This window comes from Streptomyces sp. NPDC058880 (assembly GCF_042742535.1).
GTDB lineage: Bacteria > Actinomycetota > Actinomycetes > Streptomycetales > Streptomycetaceae > Streptomyces.
Genome location: NZ_JBHYMC010000017.1, coordinates 79515 through 98325, shown reverse-complemented (window position 1 = coordinate 98325; position 18811 = coordinate 79515). Strand labels below are relative to the sequence as shown.

18 protein-coding genes are annotated in these 18811 nt (G+C 71.5%); 12 read left to right on the top strand and 6 right to left on the bottom strand.

What is annotated here, in order from left to right; all coding sequences use genetic code 11:
• Positions 1-114: 114 nt before the first annotated feature.
• Entirely contained in the window at positions 115-1902 is a 1788-nt protein-coding gene (gene gcl / locus ACFW2G_RS13190) for a glyoxylate carboligase (RefSeq protein ID WP_078555771.1), read from the bottom strand.
• A gap of 267 nt (positions 1903-2169) precedes the next feature.
• On the opposite strand from gcl, the gene ACFW2G_RS13185 reads away from it, so the two are divergent.
• Together ACFW2G_RS13185 and ACFW2G_RS13180 are read left to right on the top strand one after the other, a co-directional pair.
• Complete coding sequence (locus tag ACFW2G_RS13185; protein WP_384447274.1) at positions 2170-3012, top strand: hypothetical protein; 843 nt, start codon at positions 2170-2172, stop codon at positions 3010-3012.
• A gap of 54 nt (positions 3013-3066) precedes the next feature.
• Complete coding sequence (locus ACFW2G_RS13180) at positions 3067-3555, top strand: glutathione peroxidase (protein ID WP_384447272.1); 489 nt, start codon at positions 3067-3069, stop codon at positions 3553-3555.
• A gap of 189 nt (positions 3556-3744) precedes the next feature.
• Here the strand turns inward: ACFW2G_RS13180 and ACFW2G_RS13175 are convergent, their stop codons facing one another.
• The gene (locus ACFW2G_RS13175) at positions 3745-5460 is read right to left on the bottom strand and encodes an AMP-binding protein (RefSeq protein ID WP_384447270.1); all 1716 of its coding nucleotides are present in this window, start codon (positions 5458-5460) and stop codon (positions 3745-3747) included.
• A 107-nt stretch (positions 5461-5567) separates the two neighbouring features.
• On the bottom strand, positions 5568-6686 hold the full coding sequence (locus tag ACFW2G_RS13170) for a winged helix DNA-binding domain-containing protein (RefSeq protein ID WP_384580423.1): 1119 nt from the start codon (positions 6684-6686) through the stop codon (positions 5568-5570).
• A 964-nt stretch (positions 6687-7650) separates the two neighbouring features.
• On the opposite strand from ACFW2G_RS13170, the gene ACFW2G_RS13165 reads away from it, so the two are divergent.
• The 8 genes from ACFW2G_RS13165 (at position 7651) to ACFW2G_RS13130 (ending at position 14508) form a co-directional block, all read left to right on the top strand.
• On the top strand, positions 7651-8874 hold the full coding sequence (locus ACFW2G_RS13165; RefSeq protein WP_384580420.1) for an ATP-binding protein: 1224 nt from the start codon (positions 7651-7653) through the stop codon (positions 8872-8874).
• Positions 8871-9713 (top strand): roadblock/LC7 domain-containing protein, encoded by an 843-nt coding sequence (locus ACFW2G_RS13160; RefSeq protein ID WP_384447264.1) that lies wholly within the window; start codon positions 8871-8873, stop codon positions 9711-9713. Before ACFW2G_RS13165 ends, ACFW2G_RS13160 begins: the two co-directional genes overlap by 4 nt.
• Complete coding sequence (locus tag ACFW2G_RS13155; RefSeq protein ID WP_037915632.1) at positions 9706-10101, top strand: DUF742 domain-containing protein; 396 nt, start codon at positions 9706-9708, stop codon at positions 10099-10101. Before ACFW2G_RS13160 ends, ACFW2G_RS13155 begins: the two co-directional genes overlap by 8 nt.
• Positions 10102-10105: 4 nt before the next feature.
• Entirely contained in the window at positions 10106-10666 is a 561-nt protein-coding gene (locus ACFW2G_RS13150; RefSeq protein WP_030237619.1) for an ATP/GTP-binding protein, read from the top strand.
• Positions 10667-10676: 10 nt separating this feature from the next.
• Complete coding sequence (locus ACFW2G_RS13145) at positions 10677-12053, top strand: cytochrome P450 (RefSeq protein WP_037915627.1); 1377 nt, start codon at positions 10677-10679, stop codon at positions 12051-12053.
• Between the two features lie 103 nt (positions 12054-12156).
• Positions 12157-13404, top strand: coding sequence for a cytochrome P450 (locus tag ACFW2G_RS13140; RefSeq protein WP_384580417.1), 1248 nt, complete (start codon positions 12157-12159; stop codon positions 13402-13404).
• Complete coding sequence (locus ACFW2G_RS13135; protein WP_384447258.1) at positions 13401-14186, top strand: enoyl-CoA hydratase/isomerase family protein; 786 nt, start codon at positions 13401-13403, stop codon at positions 14184-14186. The genes ACFW2G_RS13140 and ACFW2G_RS13135 overlap by 4 nt, the downstream gene beginning before the upstream one ends.
• A 160-nt stretch (positions 14187-14346) precedes the next feature.
• On the top strand, positions 14347-14508 hold the full coding sequence (locus ACFW2G_RS13130) for a hypothetical protein (protein ID WP_384580415.1): 162 nt from the start codon (positions 14347-14349) through the stop codon (positions 14506-14508).
• Positions 14509-14515: 7 nt separating this feature from the next.
• Here ACFW2G_RS13130 and ACFW2G_RS13125 read toward each other — a convergent pair whose 3' ends face one another.
• Both ACFW2G_RS13125 and ACFW2G_RS13120 read right to left on the bottom strand, forming a co-directional pair.
• A complete protein-coding gene (locus tag ACFW2G_RS13125; RefSeq protein ID WP_384447254.1) occupies positions 14516-14899 on the bottom strand; it encodes a hypothetical protein in 384 nt (127 codons plus the stop codon).
• A 190-nt stretch (positions 14900-15089) separates the two neighbouring features.
• Positions 15090-16133 (bottom strand): saccharopine dehydrogenase NADP-binding domain-containing protein, encoded by a 1044-nt coding sequence (locus tag ACFW2G_RS13120; RefSeq protein WP_384580413.1) that lies wholly within the window; start codon positions 16131-16133, stop codon positions 15090-15092.
• 134 nt (positions 16134-16267) lie between these two features.
• Here ACFW2G_RS13120 and ACFW2G_RS13115 point away from each other — a divergent pair, with 134 nt between their 5' ends.
• Positions 16268-17284: a helix-turn-helix domain-containing protein gene (locus tag ACFW2G_RS13115; RefSeq protein WP_384580411.1), complete on the top strand. Its 1017-nt coding sequence runs from the start codon at positions 16268-16270 to the stop codon at positions 17282-17284.
• Positions 17285-17483: 199 nt separating this feature from the next.
• On the top strand, positions 17484-17705 hold the full coding sequence (locus ACFW2G_RS13110; RefSeq protein ID WP_037915616.1) for a hypothetical protein: 222 nt from the start codon (positions 17484-17486) through the stop codon (positions 17703-17705).
• Positions 17706-17796: 91 nt separating this feature from the next.
• Here the strand turns inward: ACFW2G_RS13110 and hypE are convergent, their stop codons facing one another.
• Positions 17797-18786: a hydrogenase expression/formation protein HypE gene (gene hypE, locus ACFW2G_RS13105; RefSeq protein ID WP_172671271.1), complete on the bottom strand. Its 990-nt coding sequence runs from the start codon at positions 18784-18786 to the stop codon at positions 17797-17799.
• Between the last annotated feature and the right edge of the window lie 25 nt (positions 18787-18811).

Here is an 18811-nt window from a genome sequence, read left to right as displayed (position 1 = left end):
CTCCGCCTCCGCCGCGGCCCACGGCGCGCGAGGACCGGCCGGAAGCACGACGCGCCGCGACCCCCGCCCTCCTCGTGGGGGACGGGGGTCGCGGCGTACGGCCGGAGCCGGGGATCAGACCTTCAGGGCCTTGATCGCGGTCGGGGCGTGACCGGGCTCGGTCGCGAGCTCCTCGAACTCGGTGACGTCGCTCATGTCGACGGTCTTGCTCATCGAGATGTTGGTGATGCGCTCCAGGATGGCCTCGACGACGACCGGGACCTGGAACTCCTGGGCCAGCTTCTTGGCCTGCTCGAAGGCGGCACCCAGCTCGTTCGGGTCGGTGACGCGGATGGCCTTGACGCCGAGGCCCTCGGCGACCTTGACGTGGTCGACGCCGTAGGCGCCGATCTCCGGGGTGTTGATGTTCTCGAACTCGAGGTTGACCTCGAAGTTGATGCCGAGACCGCCCTGCGCCTGACGGATCAGGCCGAGGTAGGCGTTGTTGACGAGGACGTGGACGTAGGGGACCTTGTGCTGGGCCGCGACCGCCAGCTCCTCGATCATGAACTGGAAGTCGTAGTCGCCCGAGAGCGCGACGATCGGGGTCTGCGGGTCCGCGGTGGCGGCACCGATGGCGGCCGGGATGGTCCAGCCGAGCGGACCTGCCTGGCCGCAGTTGATCCAGTGGCGCGGCTTGTAGACGTGCAGCATCTGCGCGCCGGCGATCTGGGAGAGGCCGATCGTGGTGACGTAGCGGGTCTCGGGGCCGAACGCCTTGTTCATCTCCTCGTAGACGCGCTGCGGCTTCATGGGGATGTTGTCGAAGTGCGTGCGGCGCTGCAGGGTGGCCTTGCGCTCCTGGGCGGAGGCGGCCCAGGCGGAGAAGTCCGGCAGCTTGCCCTCCGCCTTGAGCTCCTTGGCGACCTCGATGAAGAGCTCCAGCGCCGCCTTGGCGTCGGAGGCGATGCCGAAGTCCGGGGCGAAGATCTTGCCGATCTGGGTGGGCTCGATGTCGACGTGGACGAACGTGCGGTCGCCCAGGTACGCGTCCAGGTTGTAGCCGGTGTGACGGTTGGCCCAGCGGTTGCCGATGCCGAGGACGACGTCCGACTCCAGGAAGGTCGCGTTGCCGTAGCGGTGCGAGGTCTGGACTCCGACCATGCCGGCCGCCAGCTCGTGGTCGTCCGGGATGACGCCCCAGCCCATCAGGGTGGAGATGACCGGGATGTTGGTCAGCTCGGCGAACTCGACCAGCAGGTCGGAGGCGTCGGCGTTGATGATGCCGCCGCCGGCGACGATCAGCGGGCGCTCGGACTCCAGCAGGAAGCTCAGGGCCTTCTCGGCCTGCGCCCGGCTGGCCTGCGGCTTGTAGACCGGCAGCGGCTGGTAGGTCGCCGGGTCGAACTCGATCTCGGTCAGCTGGACGTCGATCGGCAGGTCGATGAGGACCGGGCCGGGACGGCCGGAGCGCATGAGGTGGAACGCCTGCTGGAAGACGCCGGGGACCTGTGCGGCCTCCAGGACCGTCGTGGCGGCCTTGGTGACCGGCTTGGCGATGGCGGCGATGTCGACGGCCTGGAAGTCCTCCTTGTGGAGCTTCGAGACCGGGGCCTGACCGGTGATGCACAGGATCGGGATGGAGTCCGCGATGGCCGAGTACAGGCCGGTGATCATGTCGGTGCCGGCCGGGCCCGAGGTACCGATGCAGACGCCGATGTTGCCCGCCTTGGCCCGCGTGTACCCCTCCGCCATGTGCGAGGCGCCCTCGACGTGGCGGGCGAGCGTGTGGTTGATGCCGCCCACGTTCTTGAGCTCGCGGTAGAAGGGGTTGATCGCAGCACCGGGAACACCGAACGCTTGTTCGACACCCTCGAGCTTGAGGATCTCAACTGCAGCAGCGGCGGCTGTCATACGAGGCATCAGGTTCTCCTGCGGGTCTGGCGGGTCAGGCTTTTCCGTAATCCGGAAGTTTTGTTCTGCTATACGGAACAAGCTAAGCGGCGTCTTCTTCGGCGTCAAGGCGGTGAAGGGCCCCGGAAGCCGCCAAATGCCGCATCTCGCTCGACGACTTGTACAAATCGCCGATCAGCCGACGGGAACGGGGCGGAAATGGCCTGCGCGCTCGCCCCGGTGGTCGCCGGTGGTGGAGCATGGACCCACGCACGGCGACGGAGGGGGCCAGGGGTCATGGCGGAAGCGGTACCGGTGCGCTGCCCGGCGTGCCTGCGCGAGAACGGCTACATCGCGCCGGTCTTCCCCTGCGCCTGCGGCAGCCCGGTCGATCCGCCGCTCGACCTGTCGGTGCCACCGGAGCAGCTGACCCACCGCACCTGGTCGGACAGCTGGGTGACGGTGCGGTGCACGGCCTGCGGGCGGGACAGCGAGTGGCCGCAGCCCGAGCTGGGCTGCGGGTCGTGCGGCACGGTGGTCCGGCTGCCGGTGCACCCACCCGAAGCCGGGACGGTCCCCGGCGCCACGGCGGCCGCGGGATCCGCCACGGGATCCGCCACGGACCCCGCCCCCGGCCTCGCCCCTCCGGGCCGCACCGCCACGGGGCGTAGCACCACGGGGCGCCCGGCCGCACCGCCGGGCATGGACCCGGACCCGGCGCACATACCGCCGCCTGCGACGGCTGCCGTCCCGCGGCCCGCATTCCGCCCCGTGACCATCCGGACGGCCCGGGACGCGGTGGCCACCGCCGCGCTGTACCTGCGCTGGCTCGGCTTCCAGGACGTACGGCAGCCCGACGGGCGCCCGATCCCCTCGGCGGCGGTGGACCTGCGGGCGCCGGGGCTGGTGGCCCAGGTGGACCCGACCACCGCGCCGGCCGGACTGCGGGCCGTGGAGTGCGTCTGGCTGAACGGGCTCACGGCCGCGGCGACCAGCGTCTACTTCTCGCTCGCCGGATACGCGGAGGACGCCCGCAGCCGCGCGGACGAGCTCGGCATACCGCTGTTCGTCATGGACCTCACCGGGATGCCGCAGCCGGTCAACGACCCGGCGGACGCGCTGGTCCGCTCAGGGGCGTAGCGGCCGACCCCTTAGGCTCGGGGCGTTACCTGCCGACTGGCCGAGGAGAGTCCCGTGAGCCTGTACGACATCCCGCTGACCACCCTGTCCGACGAACCCACGAGCCTGGCCGCGCACAAGGGCAAGGCGATCCTCCTGGTGAACACCGCGTCGCAGTGCGGGCTCACCCCGCAGTACTCGGGCCTGGCCCGCCTGCAGTTCGCGTACGAGCAGAAGGGCTTCACGGTCATCGGCGTGCCCTGCAACCAGTTCGGCGGGCAGGAGCCCGGCAACGCCGAGGACATCCAGACCTTCTGCGCGGCCGGCTTCGGTGTCACCTTCCCGATGCTGGAGAAGTCCGAGGTCAACGGCGAGAACCGGCACCCCCTCTACCAGGAGCTGGTGAAGACCCCCGACGCGGACGGCGCGGCGGGGGACATCCAGTGGAACTTCGAGAAGTTCCTCATCTCCCCCGCCGGCGAGGTCGTGGCACGCTTCCGTCCGCGCACCGAACCGGAGTCCCCCGAGGTCATCGCCGCGATCGAGGCGCACCTGCCCGCGTAGCCCGCATGGCCCGCGCCTCCCGCACAGCCGGCCGGCCCGCCGGGGTACCCGCGTAGGGGACCCCGCCCTCCGGGCCCTCGCGTACCGTCGCGTACGGGCTCGCGCACAGGGCCGCGTACGGGCGCTCGCACAGGGCCCGGGGGCGCCGCACCGCCCGGCCGGGCCCGGCCACCCCCGCCGCCCGGCGGCTCAGCCCAGGTCGGCCTCGCGGTACTCCGCCACCGAGCCCGCCGCCGTGAGTTCCCGCAGCTCGACCCGCCGGATCTTGCCGGACACGGTCTTCGGGAGCTCGCCGAACTCGATGCACCGGATCCTCTTGTACGGGGACAGCACGGCGCGGGAGTGCTCGAACAGCACCCGGGCGGTCTCCGGCCCCGGCTCCCAGCCGCCCGCGAGGGTGACGTACGCCTTCGGGACGGCCAGCCGCAGCTCGTCCGGGGCCGGGACGACGGCGGCCTCGGCGACCGCCGCGTGCTCCAGCAGCGCGCTCTCCAGCTCGAACGGGCTGATCTTGTAGTCGGAGGCCTTGAAGACGTCGTCGGAGCGCCCGACGTAGGTGAGGTATCCGTCGGCGTCCCGGGCGGCGATGTCGCCGGTCCGGTACAGCCCGTCCGCCATGGCCTCCGCGGTGCGCTCGGGGTCGTCGCGGTAGCCGGTCATCACCCCGGCGGGGCGGGCCCGCAGGTCCACGCACAGCTCGCCCTCGTCGGGGGATTCCTTGCCGGTGACCGGGTCCAGCAGGACGATCCCGTAACCGGGCGCCGGGCGGCCCATGGAACCGGGCTTGACCGGAGCGCCGGGGAAGTTGCCCACCTGGAGCGTGGTCTCGGTCTGGCCGAAACCGTCGCGGATGGTGACGCCCCAGGCCTCCCGGACCTTCTCGATGACCTCGGGATTGAGCGGCTCGCCGGCGGCGACGGCCTCCCGCGGAGGCCGGGCCAGCCGGGTGAGGTCGGACTGGATCAGCATCCGCCACACGGTGGGCGGGGCGCAGAAGGTGGTCACCCCGTGCCGGTCCATCTCGGCCATCAGGCGTTCGGCGTCGAAGCGGGCGTAGTTGTGCACGAAGACGGTGGCGCCGGCGTTCCAGGGGGCGAAGAGGTTGGACCAGGCGTGCTTGGCCCAGCCGGGCGAGGCGATGTTGAGGTGCACGTCGCCGGGGCGCAGTCCGAGCCAGTACATGGTGGACAGGTGCCCGATGGGGTACGAGGCGTGGGTGTGCTCCACGAGTTTGGGGCGGTCGGTGGTGCCGGAGGTGAAGTAGAGCATCAGGGGGTCGGTGGCGAGGGTCTCCCCGTCGGGGACGAAACCGCCCTCGGCTCCCGGGGCGTCGGCGGCGGCCGTGGCGTCGGCCAGCGACAGCCAGCCGGTGGGGATCCGCTCCCGGCCACCGGCGGCGATCCGGGTGTAGCCGCCGGGCACGTCGTCGAACTTGGCCGTGTCCTCGGCGCGCGCGACGACGTGGCGCACGTGGCCGCGCTCGACCCGGTCGCGCAGGTCGGCCGCGCCGAGGAGGGGGGTGGCGGGGATGACGACGGCGCGCAGCTTCATCGCGCCGAGCATCACCTCCCACAGCTCGCGCTGGTTGCCGAGCATGACGAGGATCCGGTCGCCCGGTACGACACCGCGGGCGCGCAGCCAGTTGGCGGTCGCGTCGGAGAGCGCGGAGAGCTGCGCGAAGGAGAGGGCCTCGCTGCTGCCGTCCTCCTCGACGATGCGCAGGGCGTCGGCGTCGTTGCCGGCGGCGATGTGGTCGAACCAGTCGAGGGCCCAGTTGAAGCGGTGGGGGCGGGGCCAGGTGAATCCGGTGTGGGCGGCTTCGTAGTCGCCGCGTCGCTCCAGCAGGAAGTCCCGCGCGGCGAGGAACTGGGCGGTGGCGCTGCTGCGGGCACTTTCGATCGTCATGGCAGGTATCGTGCCGCGTTCGCCGTACCGACCACCAGGGCCGCGTCAGCCGCGAGTTGACCGCCTGCCGTACGTCGGGCACGCCTCGGGCACGCCTCGGCGGCGGCTCAGTGGCGGATCGGCGCGAACCGTACGGACGGGGCGGGCCGGCCGGTCCCCCCGGGCGGCGCGCCCATGTCGGCGATCAGCTTCTCCCCCTCGGCGACGATCTCCTGCTCGGCCGCCTTCGGTACGCTGCCGAACAGTTCGACGGTGAGCGCCGCGCCCTCCAGCTTCCACAGGCCGGCGAGGAAACCGTCCACGAGCAGGGTGCAGTGGGCCTGGTTCCCGGTCCAGCTGCGCCCCTTGACCTCGGGGGCGACCAGGCGGGTGCGGTCGGCGTGCGAGAGCAGGAGGTTGTCGAACTCCGGGAGGAAGCGTGGCGGCGCCGGGGTGTCGGCGCCGGGCCGGGGCGCGTCGGGCAGGTCGAAGAGCTCCACACCCTTCTCGTCGCGGAAGACCGCCAGTCCCGGCCGCAGCCGCTCGAAGGCCTCGCGCAACCGGGTCAGCCCGGCCCAGGTCTGCATGTCCTTGACGGAGGCGGGCCCGAAGGCGGCGAGGTAGCGCAGCACGACGTCGTCCACGGGCTGAGCGGCCCCGGCGGGCCGGCCGAGCCAGTTCTCGATGGTGGTGAGCCGTACCTGGCCGCTGCGTCCCCACACCCCGCGGGGCGTGACCTGGACCAGAGGCAGCCGGCAGCGCGCCGCGACGGACAGGGACTGCGGGTCGGCGCCGGGCCATTCCTCCAGCAGGTCCGCGCGGATCTCGGCCATGGTGCGCGGCGCGCTGTCGACGAAGGCCCGTGCCCGGTCGGCCAGCCGGTCCAGGTCCACCCCGGCGAGGCCCTTGCGGAAGTGGTCGATCTCGCGGTCACGGGCGGGCTGGACGAGCGGGCGCAGGGTGAGGGCGTCGTACGCGGTGTGGGTGTGGATGGTGGAGCGCATGGTGACCATCCGGACCACCTCACGGGACTCCATCAGCCCGGCCAGTTCGGCGGGCTGGAAGCGGGCGAGCCGGGCGTGCAGCTGGAAGTAGGGCGGTCTGACGTTCTGTGCCTGCAGCCCGAGCAGGTGGGTGACGGCGTCCCGCGCGGACAGCTCGGCACGGCTCAGCAGCAGCTGGCGGGCGAGCGTGGCACGGTTCAGTGCGCGGGTGTCGAGTACGGGAGGTGTCGTCCTGGAGGCCATGGCAGCAAGCTATCCGCCCTTGCGGACACGGAGTGTCCGCAACTCGGTACCGGAATCTCGGCCTGAATCCCGACCACGCCGGAACCCGGCCCCCATTCCCCACCAGCGAAGGCATCGGAACGTCCTGCCTCCACCATGAGCACCCCGGAGGGCGAGGCCGGTGAACCCCCTCGTCCCCACCGGCCTCGACCGGCACCGCCGGAGCCCCGGCGGGAGCGTCGAGCTGTTCCTCGACGTCCGCGTCGGCGAGCGGCCCGGAGTACCGGCCCGCACGATGACCGACCGCCGCGCCCCGACCGGCGACGATTCGACTTCGGAGGCCGGATTGGCTGGAAAGAATCCGGGGAGAATGCACATCTCGACCCCACAGGGATTCGAATGACCCCGCGCGCGGATTTCGCCCGGTTATGCGAATATCCGGGAACCAGGCGACCGGATTCAGGCCACCTGAGTCGATTGGGTCTTGTTCGAGCCCCGCCTGGGCCGATGCGGCCGAGCAGCACCTCCCCATTCGACGCAAAAGCCCAACACGCTCCCGTCACCAATGAACTGGACGCCGCGGCCACGCCGCCGCCACCTGCCGATGGCGCCCGCCCGAGCTTCGATTGACGGCCTCTCGGATTGATGTGAGGGATTGCCGCTCCTCTCGTGAAGAAGTGCTTGACGGATCAACGGATAGAGGGGCGGCCGATGGGAGATGCGGGCTCGAAAGGCCCATGTCAACCTGCTCCCGTCACAGCCGGGTTGGGCGGATGCGGCACCAAGGCAGGCGTCCGATGGGGCGGAGATCCGGTGATAGCATCCCCACATCTGTGATCTTGATCCGTTTTTACACAGATACTGATTGTGATCGGCGTCACGTTCTCTGCATAACAGCAGGTGAACTGTGCTGATCAGCTGTGTTGCGGGGCCTCGCGAGGTGTATCTGCAGCCGTCCGCATGTCATGCGCCGGGAAAGGTTTCCATGAATCGAGACGCACTTGTGTGGTGCCTGGTTGCGGTGGCGGCGATATCCGTCGCCGCGGTCGTGGCACTCGTCGCCCGCAACAGAGCGCTGGAGGCGAAGAAGGAGCACACCGAGACCGACCTGAGGCAGCAGCTGCTCGCGGTGGACAGCCACCTGCACTCCTCACGCGCCGAGCTGCAGGCCTTCCGGAACGAGCAGGACGCCGCGATCCGCGAGGCCAAGGAAGCAGCGGAGGAGAACACCAAGTCCGTCCTCAAGGGCGCCGCGAGTCTCCTGCAGAGCCTCGCCGCCGAGCAGACGACGCTGCTGGACGCGATCCAGCGCAAGTACGGTGGACACGCCGTCCTCAGCGACCTGTTGGACGTCAACCACGCCAACGCCCAGATGGCGCGCAAGGCCCAGGGCATCGCCGTCATGTGCGGTGCGCCGCTCGGCCGGCGCAACCGGCCCGCCAGCGTCTACGACGTGGTGCGCAGCGCTCAGGGCCAGATCCGCAACTTCCACCGGGTCGCGATCATGCAGCAGACCGGTCTCGCCCTCAAGGCGTCCGCGGTCGCGCCCGTCGCGCTCGCCGTGGCGGAACTGCTCGACAACGCCGCCAGCTTCTCGCAGCACGACGCGCCGATCGAAGTGACGTTCCAGCGCGTCCAGAACAACCTGTGCATCGTCATCGACGACGCCGGCGTCAGCATGAACGACGAGGACCGGCAGCGGGCGACCGCGCTGCTCTCCGGGGAAGTGACACCCCGACTGTCGCAGCTCGGCACCCAGCCCAAGTTCGGCTTTCCCGTCATCGGACTGATCGCACGTCAGCACGGCTTCAAGGTGGACGTCACCGGAGTCTCCCGGTACGGCGGCGTCAGGGCCGTCGTCCTCTTGCCCGAGGAGCTGTGGACCATGGAGGAGATACCGGCCGTCCAGGAGGCTCCGGTCAGCAACATCCGGCGCACCTCCGAGAATCGGCCCCAGGGTGCGCCTCAGAGCATGCCGCAGAGCGCCCCGTCGCGCACGATGCACGGTCTGCCCAAGCGCGGCGCGCGCCAGGCGCCCATCGCCAGTGTCCCCGATCCCGACCCCCGCCCCGACACCAGCTGGGCGGCGCCACGGAGCCCGGAAGAGACGGGCCGCGCTTCCGGGCGCAGCTTGGGGGCCTTCCAGCGCGGCACGCTCTCGGGCCGCAACCTTGACCCCACCTCGTTCGAAGGGCCCGAAAACGCATGACCGCAGACCTGTCGTGGATGCTAGAGGACATCGTGGACAACGTGCCCCGGGCACGTCACGCCGTCCTGCTGTCCGCGGACGGCCTCCCTCGCGGTGCGACGGAAGGCCTAGCCGAGAACGATGTGCGCACCATCTCCGCCGCCATGGCCGGAATGCAGTCGCTCAGCCGGGCGACGGCCCACTTCGCCGGACCGGGGAACGACCGGCAGTGGAACCAGACCATCATCGAGTTCTCGCACGGCTGGAACTTCCTGATCGGGGCGGGGCAGGGCTCGTACCTCGCCGCCGCGGCCGCGCCTGATGTGGACATGCAGCAGATCTCCTTCCGCATGCACCGCCTCGTGGCCCGGCTGGGCAACAACCTCACCTCGCCGCCGCGGGTGGGCCACGAGGACGCCGGAGGGGCGCGGGGAAACGAGCCCCGGCAGCAGAGCCCCGGTGACGCGAAGTTCGTCCTCGGCGAGCTCGACCGGGTGGTGTCCGAGGTCCAGGGCGCCCGACACGCGGTGCTGCTGGGGTCGGACGGTCTTCCCCGCGGGGCCACCACCGGGATGAGCCGCGATCTGGCGGACACCATCTCCGCGGCCATGACGGGCATCCACGCCTACAGCCGGGTCACCGCCCAGTTCGCGGGGGTCGCCGAGGATGCGGAATGGCGTCAGACGGTCATCGAGTTCCAGCACGGCTGGATCTTCCTGCTGGCCGCCGGCCCCGACGCCTTCCTGGCGGCCGCCGCCGAACAGGTCTGTGACATTGAGGAGTTCACCACCCGACTGCACTCGGTGGTTCCCCGACTGACCGCGACGGCGACACCGGCGAAGGGGACAGGACATGCCTGAGTGGTCCGGACACGACGAAGAACTGGAACTGACGTCTCCGTTAGTGCCCCTCTTCGTGATCACGAACGGACGAGCGCTGCCCCCGGACCACGAGTACGAGCACACGACGCTCGTGACAGCGACGGGGGCGGAGAACGGACAGGTCGCGGCACGCATGCTGTCGCCGGAAGCGGGGCGGGTCATGGACCTGGTCGCGGATGGATTCCTGTCCGTGGCCGAGGTGGCGGGGCACACGCATCTGCCCCTGGGCGTCGTCCGCATCCTGCTGGCGCAGTTGGAGGAAGACGGCCTCATCCTCGCGAGGTCACCGATACCGCGCGCCGAACGTGTCGACAGAGAACTGGTCAGCGCCGTGCTCGAAGGCCTGAAGAATCGATTCGGAGCGTAAACGCGTGTACCTGGATCCAGATGTCTCCCACGCGGTGAAGATCCTCATTGTGGGGCACTTCGGGGTCGGCAAGACCACCTGCATCGGCAGCCTCTCCGAGATCGAGCCCCTGCGGACCGAGGAAGAGATCACCGAGGCCAGCGTGGGCTTCGATGACCTGTCGGGCACGCCCGACAAGACGACCACCACCGTCGCCATGGACTTCGGCCGGCTGACCCTCAGCGACACCCTGGTGCTCTACCTCTTCGGTACGCCCGGCCAGGAGCGTTTCAAGGAGATGTGGGAGGAGCTCTCCCGGGGCGCCCTGGGCGCACTCGTCCTGGTCGATCCGGAGCGGCTGCACGAGTCCTTCCCCGTCCTGGATCTCGTCGAGCGCTTCGGCCTGACGTACGCCATCGCCGTGAACCACTTCGAGGGCACCACGCACTACCCGCTCGACGAGGTGCGCGAAGCGCTGAACCTCACCGACGAGACCCCTGTCGTGGAGTGCGACGTACGGGATGAGAACTCCTCGGCGCAGGCCCTCATCACCCTCGTGAAACACCTCATGTCCCAACTCGGCTAGGAGCGCAGGAATGCAACAGCCACGTGAACCGATGGAGATACCCCCCGGCTGCCCCGCGCACGGGAACGTCCAGATGTACGGTCCCTCGTTCGGAGCCGACCCCGACAGCCACTACGCGCAGCTGCGCCACTACGGGCCCAGCGCGCCCGTGGACATCGCCCCCGACGTCCAGGCCGAGCTCGTCACCAGCTATGACGCCGCCCTGTACGTCCTGCAGAACCCCGCCTCCTTCGTGCGCGACTCCCGCCGCTGGAACGCCCTCAACGAAGGGCGCGTCCCGGCCGGCAGCCCGGCCCTGCCCATGATGGGCTACCGCCCCAACGCCCTCTTCAGCGATGGCGCGGCGCACGCCCGGCTGCGCGGGGCGGTGACCGACAGTCTCGCGACCGTCAACGAGCACCAGCTCATCCGGCAGACGCAGCAGTCCGCCAACTACCTGATCAACCAGTTCAGTACCGACATCCGCGGCCAGGCGGAGCTGATGGCCGAATACGCCCAGCCGCTGCCCCTGCTGGTCTTCAGCGAACTGTTCGGCTGCCCGCCCGAGATCGGCGACCGCGTGATCGCCGGGATCAGCGGCATCTTCGAGGGGACCCCCGGGGCCGACGAGGTGCTCGGCGGGGCGCTCACGGAGCTGATCGCCCTCAAGCGGCGCCGTCCGAAGGACGACCTGACGACGCGCCTGATGGAGCACCCGGCCCAGCTGAGCGACGAGGAGGTCCTGCACCAGCTGGTCACCCTGCTCTCCGGCGGCACCGCGCCGCTGGCCGCGGCCATCGGAACCAGCAGCGCCCTGTACCTCGGGGAGGACTGGCAGGTCGGCCTCCCGGTCGAGGACGCGGTCTCCCAGACCCTCTGGAACTACGCGCCGATCGCCAACTACGCGGCCCACTACCCGACGCACGACGTCGAACTCGGCGACAGGGTGGTCCGGGCCAACGACCCGGTCCTCATCTCGTTCGCCGCGGCCAACACGGACCCGAAGCTGACCGAACACCGCGAACAGCTCAGCGCCAAGGCGCACCTGGCGTTCGGGGCGGGCCCGCACGCCTGCCCCGCCAAGGACCCGGCTTTCATGATCACCGTGACGGCCGTGGAGACGCTGCTCAACCAGCTCCTCGACGTGGAGATGCGGGTCCCGTTCAAGGCGCTCACCTGGGCTCCGAGCCCGTGGAGCCGCACCCTGGTCACCCTCCCGATCCGCTTCACCCCGAAGGCCGCCCCCCAGGCGTCCCAGCAGGCCGGATCGAACGCGGGCCAGGCCTCGCAGCAGCAGGCGGCGGCCTCCTCGCCCGCCGCCGGGCCCGCGCGCACGAGCACCGGTGCCGCGTCACAGCCCAAGGGTGGTTTGTTCAGTCGCTTCCTGGCCTGGACCAGGGGCGAGTGAGCAGAGTGTGATGCTAGTAACCTCCTGCGTGCTCAGTAGAGTGGATGCTCTAACGATCATGTGGGTAGGCATGGCGGCTGGTTCTCAGAAAGGAGCCGCCGTCATGGGGGTTGCCGCAACTCCGTCGTACGACCGCCGGGCGTCCGCCTCCCTCTTCTCCCGTCTGCGGACGGCAAGAGGGCAGGCTGATCCCTTCCCGCTATACGCCGAGCTCCTCGCGCGGGGTGAGGTGGTCCCCGCCCCCTGGGGCGGCTTCGCCGTGACCGGCTTCGCCGCCTGCGACCAGGTCCTGCGCAGTCGTCAATGGCTGGAGCCCGACCGGGAATGGCGTGCGCGCCAGGGGCCCGGGACGCGCTGGAACGCGCCCTCCTCGCGCGAGATGAGCAATACCCTCGCCGCGCTCAACGCCCCGGACCACACCAAGGTGCGCCGGGCGGCGGGCACGTTCGACCGGTCCACCGTCGAGCGCATCGGCCACAATGTGCAACGGACCGCGGATCGGCTCCTCGACGCCTTCACCGAGCGAATACGCACCGGCGAGGCGGACTTCTCGGAGCTCGTCTGCGAGGAGCTGCCGGTCGCCACCATAGGTGACTGGCTCGGGCTGCCGCAGGCCGACTGGCCCACGCTACGCCGGTTGACCCACGATCAGGTCTTCACCCAGGAGCTGCTGCCGTCGGCCAGCCAGCTGGCCCTGTCCGACGCGGCCACCGCCGAACTCCGGGCCTATTTCATGGAGCTGGTGCGCGACCGACGCTCCCACCCCGGGAACGACCCGGTCACCGGATGGATCCGGGCGTGGGACGCGATCGAACCCGACCGGGACAAGGCCGACGAGGCGGTCTACTTCCTGGTCCTGTTCGTCCTGCTGGCCGCCCTGGAAACCACCGCGACCCTCCTCTCGACGATGACGCTGCGGCTCGTCGAGAGCCCCGAGCGCTGGGACATGGTCGCCGACAACCCGGACCTGGTGACCGGGTTCGTCGAAGAAACGCTTCGTCACGACCCGCCCACCCACGTGATCAGCCGGGTCGCCCCGGAGGACACCGTGCTGGGGGGCTTCGAGATCCGCCGCGACGAGATGGTCCACCTCATGGTCGCCGCGGCGCACCGGGACCCGGCCAGGCACCGCGACCCGGACCGGTTCGACCCCGCACGCGTGCCCGGCCACCTCGCCTTCAGCGGCGGCATCCACTACTGCCTCGGCGCGCCCCTGGCCCGCCTCGAAGCCCAGACCCTGCTCCGCCGGCTGATCCGGCGCCTTCCCCGTCTCACTCTTGTACGCCCCCCGTCGATGGCGCCGCGTGTGGCGTTCCGGCGCCTCCTGAACCTGGACGTGGCACTCGCATGATCGAATGGACCCCCTCCCCCCTGCGCACCCGGACCGCGCCCAAGGCGCTCCGCGCCGAGCAGGACGGCCCCGTCCTGCACGTCCGCCTCAACCCCTGGGGGCAGGACGACACGCTGGACACCGCGGTTCTGGACGACCTCATCGCCCTGCTCGACGACCTCCACGACAGACCCGACGTCCGGATCCTGACGCTGTCGTCGCTAGGTCCGGACTTCTGCCTGGGTGCCGACCGCGACGAGTACCAGGAGGCGCTGGGCGACGATCCGTCGGGGGCTGAACTGCGTCGCATCGCCGACAAGGCGCACCGCCTGTGCCAGGCCCTGGAGAACACCCACGCGGTCACCATCGCCCGGCTACACGGGCGGGTCATCGGCGCGGGCCTGGCCCTCGCCGCCTTCTGCGATCTGCGCGCCGGTGCCGACACCAGCCGCTTTCGCATGCCGGAGGTCGGCATCGGGCTACCGCCGGCGTGGGGTGGGGCGATGGGACGCCTGGTCTCCGAGGCCGGCGCCTCCAGGATGCGCGAGCTCATGCTCACCTGCGACGTCTTCGACGCCGACACGGCCCACCGTATCGGTCTGCTGCACCGGACCGCCCCGCTCGACCAGCTGGACGCGGTGGTCGACTCCTGGACCAGGCCCCTCGTCCGACGCTCGCCCGAAGCACTCGTCCTGACCAAACGGATGCTGGCCGGCTACGCACGGGCGGACAGGACGGCAGACGTCTCCCTGCTCGACTCCCATCTCCTGGCAGCTGCTCTCCATCAGCGCGCCAGGGGCTGACCCCTCGCAGGCCGATGCGGGCGCCCGGTCCGCGGACGCCACGCCCACCGGCTCGCCTTCGCGGCGGCCCACGTCCACCTGGCGGGGCGCCCTCGTCGGCTCCGGCGTCTTCCTCTGCGGCACGCCCAGGCCCTTCGCCGCCCCGGCCGGTGCGGATGGCGTGCTCGCCGCGCGTGACCGCTCCCTGACCGAGGCCGCGGCATCGCTGGGGGACGACGCCCCCGGGGCGCGCGTCGTGGTCGTCCCGGCCGAGGGCTACGACGGCATTGCCTGCGTGGCACGCGCGTCCTGCTCCCTCCCACTGCCGCCGGTGGAGGGCTGAGGCCCTTTCACGGCGAGCGGGGAAAGAGCGCGCGGACGAGGGCGAGAGTGCTGAGGGCGAACATCAGCACGCCCAGGGGAACGTGCAACGAGGCCACGTGCGCGACGCCGAGTGCGACCTGGGCCGAGGCGAGGAGGAGGAAGCCGGTGGAGTACAGGATCGGGCGCGGGGACCCGCCGCCCGGGCGCCAGGCGAGGACCGTGGCGAGGACGTACAGCATGGCGGCCGCGTACATCACCTTCGATCCGTAGTCGTGCAGCGTGTAGGCGCGGGACGAGGTCAGCAGCAGGCCCGCGGTGGAGGCCTGGAAGAAGAGCGCGAGGGTCTGCAGGACGGTCGCGGTTCTGAGGAAGGTGCTGCCGCGCGGCGCCGCGGTGGTCGTGGCGGTCATGGTGGGGTCGTCCTCTCCGGTCGTGTGCGGTGGCGGGTATGCCCGCGTTCGTCGGCGTCGAGCCGCGGATCAGGGGTCGCGGGGTGGTGTCCTGGTGCGTGCGGCCTCAAGACACCGCGTCGACCGGCCCTGTGACAACCTGTGGCGCAGATCACCCGGGAACAGGGCGGGGGGCAGGGGCGGTACGCCGCTACGGCAGCGGGCCGAGGGTGACGTGCGGGGAGAGCGCCCGCAGGAAGTCCGGGGCGTCGAACATCTCCCCCGCGGCGGCGACGCCGACGGTGCGGGTACGGCCCGTGAGGACGCGTTCGAGGGCTTCGACGACGAGGGGGGCCGTGACGGCGTAGATGTCCTGGCCATGGGCCACCGCGCGGCGTTCGGCGCCGCCGCGCCGGACGACGGCGTCGACGACGAAGGTCTGGTCGGACCGGCCGCTCGCATCGGCGGCGGCAGGCGCGGGAGTTGCGGGGGCCGCGATGTCCCGGACGGCGTTGGTGGTCATGTAGGTCGTGACCTCCGGGACGGAGAGGTGGGTGGGCACGGTCACCACGTCGGCCATCGTGAACTCCCCGATCACGGGCCGGGTACCGGTCGGCTGCGGGAAGTGCCATTCGAGGGTGGGCGGGGCGTCGGTGCGGTGCTCCCACCGGCCCCCGGTGTAGCGCAGGCGCCCTTCACCGCGCCGCTCCCGGGAGACCGCGCCCGAGAGCCGTGTTCCCGCGGTGGGGTGCCAGCTGCTCAGGCCGTAGGCGATGTGCACCTCGTCGGCCTCGTCCCAGTCGCCCATGGCGGCGGTGGCCAGCAGGTCGCCGAGGCCGCCGAAGAAGGCCATCGCGGGGACGACGATCGCATCGGCGGCCCGCGCCCGGTCGGCGAAGTGGGCGAAGGTGTCGATGTTGGCCTCCAGTTCGGCCGCCACGTCCACGTACGGGATCCCGGCCCGCAGGGCGGCTTCGATCAGCGCGGCGGTCGTCGAGGCGAACGGCCCGGCGCAGTTGACGACGGCGGCCGTACCGGCCAGCGCGCGGTCGAGCGAGGCGGGGCCGTCCACCGTCGCCCGGCGGGCGGCCAGGCCGGTCTCGTCCGCGAGCGCCGCCAGCCCGGCGCTATCGCGGCCGGAGAGTACGGGGACGAAGCCCCGCTCCACCAGCTCCCGCACCACGAACCGGCCGGTGTGCCCGTACGCACCGAACACCGCCACGGCCTGGCCCGCCGCCTGCTGACCCGATCCCATGAACCCGCTCCTTCACCCGTCGAGTTGTGCGACGACGGCCCCGTACGGTCCGCCGCGCTCCGTCAGGAAGATCCTCGCGCGGAGCCACCCGGCCCACGAGTGTCCGGAACGACATGACCCGTACACTTCCGGACGTGACCACTGTTGCGCTGGCCATCACCGACGGCATGCTGCATTTCGAACTTTCCCTGGCGATCGAGGTCTTCGGCTCCGATCTGACCCATATCGTCAACCCCTGGTACGACTTCGCGCTCTGCGGTCCGAGCGCCGTCCAGGTCGACCGCTTCCGCCTCCTCCCCGATCACGGGCTCGACCGGCTCCGGACGGCCGACACCGTGATCGTCCCCGGCTGGGCCGACGTGGACCGGGAGCCGCCCGCCGAGCTCGTGGACGCCGTACGGGCGGCGCACGAGGCGGGGGCCCGGGTGGCCTCGCTGTGCACGGGCGCCTTCGTGCTCGCCGCCGCAGGCCTCCTCGACGGCCGGCTCGCGACGACGCACTGGGCGCACACCGACGAGCTGACCCGGCGCCACCCCCGGGTCACGGTGGATCCCGACGTGCTCTACGTCGACAACGGGAGCGTGCTCACCTCCGCGGGCAAGGCCGCCGCCATGGACCTCTGCCTGCACCTGGTGCGCCTCGACCACGGCTCGGCCGTCGCCAACACGATCGCCCGACGCCTGGTCGTCCCCCCGCACCGTGACGGGGGCCAGGCGCAGTTCGTGACCACTCCCGTGCCCGCTCCCGGCAGCCATCCCCTGGCCCGCCTGTTCCCCTGGGTGTTGCAGCGGCTGGACCAGGCGCTCACGGTGGAGGACCTGGCCCGTCAGGCCGGGATGAGCTCACGCCACCTGGGGCGCCATTTCAGGTCGGTGACCGGCACCACTCCGCTCCAGTGGCTGCTCACCCAGCGCATCCGGCATGCGCAGGAGCTGCTGGAGACCACCGACGACACCGTCGACACCATCGCGGCGGCCACCGGCATGGGCACGGCCACCACCCTGCGCCGCCACTTCGCCCGGACGGTGGGCGTCCCACCGGACACCTACCGCCGTACCTTCCGCACCCGGGCCCGGCCCGCCTCCGTCCCCGTCCCCGTCCCCGCCCTGCCGGACGGCACCGCTGCCGAGGCCTTCGTCCGGCCCGGGTAGGTGCTCGGCGACCCCGGCTTCCGCGCAGCGGCGTACCGCGTCGGTGACGGCCTCCGCGTCGTCACCGCGCCCGCGATGGTGCCGGCGGCGGGCTCGGCGTACGCACCGGGCCGCGCAGCTACCGCCCTCGGGTTTGGGCGGCGCCGGAGGGGTAGCCGCAGGGTAGGGACCAGCGCGCACGGAAGGGGTGTGAGCGGTCATGGGTGGTGACACGGGTGACAGGAAGAGCCGTACGCCGGACAGCGGGCACAAGGCGCGGATCCGGGGGCGGTCGCCGGATCCGGGCCGGATGAGGACGGGCGGCCGGCCGCGCTCCCCGGACGAGATCGCGCACGAGCGGGGACGCGAGGACGCGACGATGCGGGACGTGATGCGGGACCTGGACGAGCGGGACCTCGACGACATGCGGGACGACCGCTGACCCGGCCCGCCCGGCAGCCGGCCCACCGCCGTACCGGACTCGCCCGCCGGCGAGTCCGGTACGGCGGGTCCGGAACGGCCCGGGTGCGTCGTCAGCAGATGCGCGGCAGCTGCTCGCCGATCGGGAGGTCGACCACGCGGGTGCCGCCGAGCGCGGTACGGGCCACCACCAGGCCCGGGTGGGCCTCCACGGCCTCGCCGACGACGGCCGCGTCGCGGCCCAGCGGGTGGGCGCGCATGGCGTCCAGTACGGCCTCGGCGTGCTCGCGCGGAACGAAGGCCACCAGCTTGCCCTCGTTCGCCACGTACAGCGGGTCGAGGCCGAGGATCGCGCACGCGTTGGCAACGGCTTCGGGCACCGGGACGCTGCGCTCGTGGATCACGACACCGGTGCCGGAGGCGGCCGCGATCTCGTTCAGCGAGGCGGCGAGGCCGCCCCGGGTGGGGTCGCGCAGGACGTGCAGGTCGGGGGTGACGGCGAGCATGCTCTGGACCAGACCGCCCAGGGCGGCGCAGTCGCTCTCGACGTCCACGCCGAATTCCAGGCCCTCCCGGACGCTCATGATCGCCACTCCGTGAAGGCCGATCCCGCCGCTGACGATCACGACGTCGCCCGGTACGACCCGCTGCGGACGCAGGTCCACCCCGTCGGGGATGATGCCGATGCCCGCGGTGTTGATGTAGACGCCGTCGCCGTGGCCCGCCTCGACGACCTTGGTGTCGCCGGTGGCGATCTCCGCGCCCGCCGCCCGGGCGGCGGCGCCCATGGCCTCGGCCACCCGCGCGACCACGGGCATCCCGACGCCCTCCTCCAGGATGAATCCGCAGGACAGGTAGGCCGCGCGCGCCCCGCTCATGGCCAGGTCGTTCACGGTGCCGTTGACCGCGAGGTCGCCGATGCAGCCTCCGGGGAAGAACAGCGGGCGCACCACGTAGGAATCGGTGGAGAAGGCCAGCCGGACGCCCCCGAGCCGGACGGCGGCCGAGTCCCCCATCTGGGCCAGCACGTCTCCGCCGAAGGCGGGGGCGAAGAGGTGCTGGACCAGCTCGGCGGAGAGTGCGCCGCCGCCGCCGTGGCCCATCACGACGCGCGGGCGGTCGCGCAGC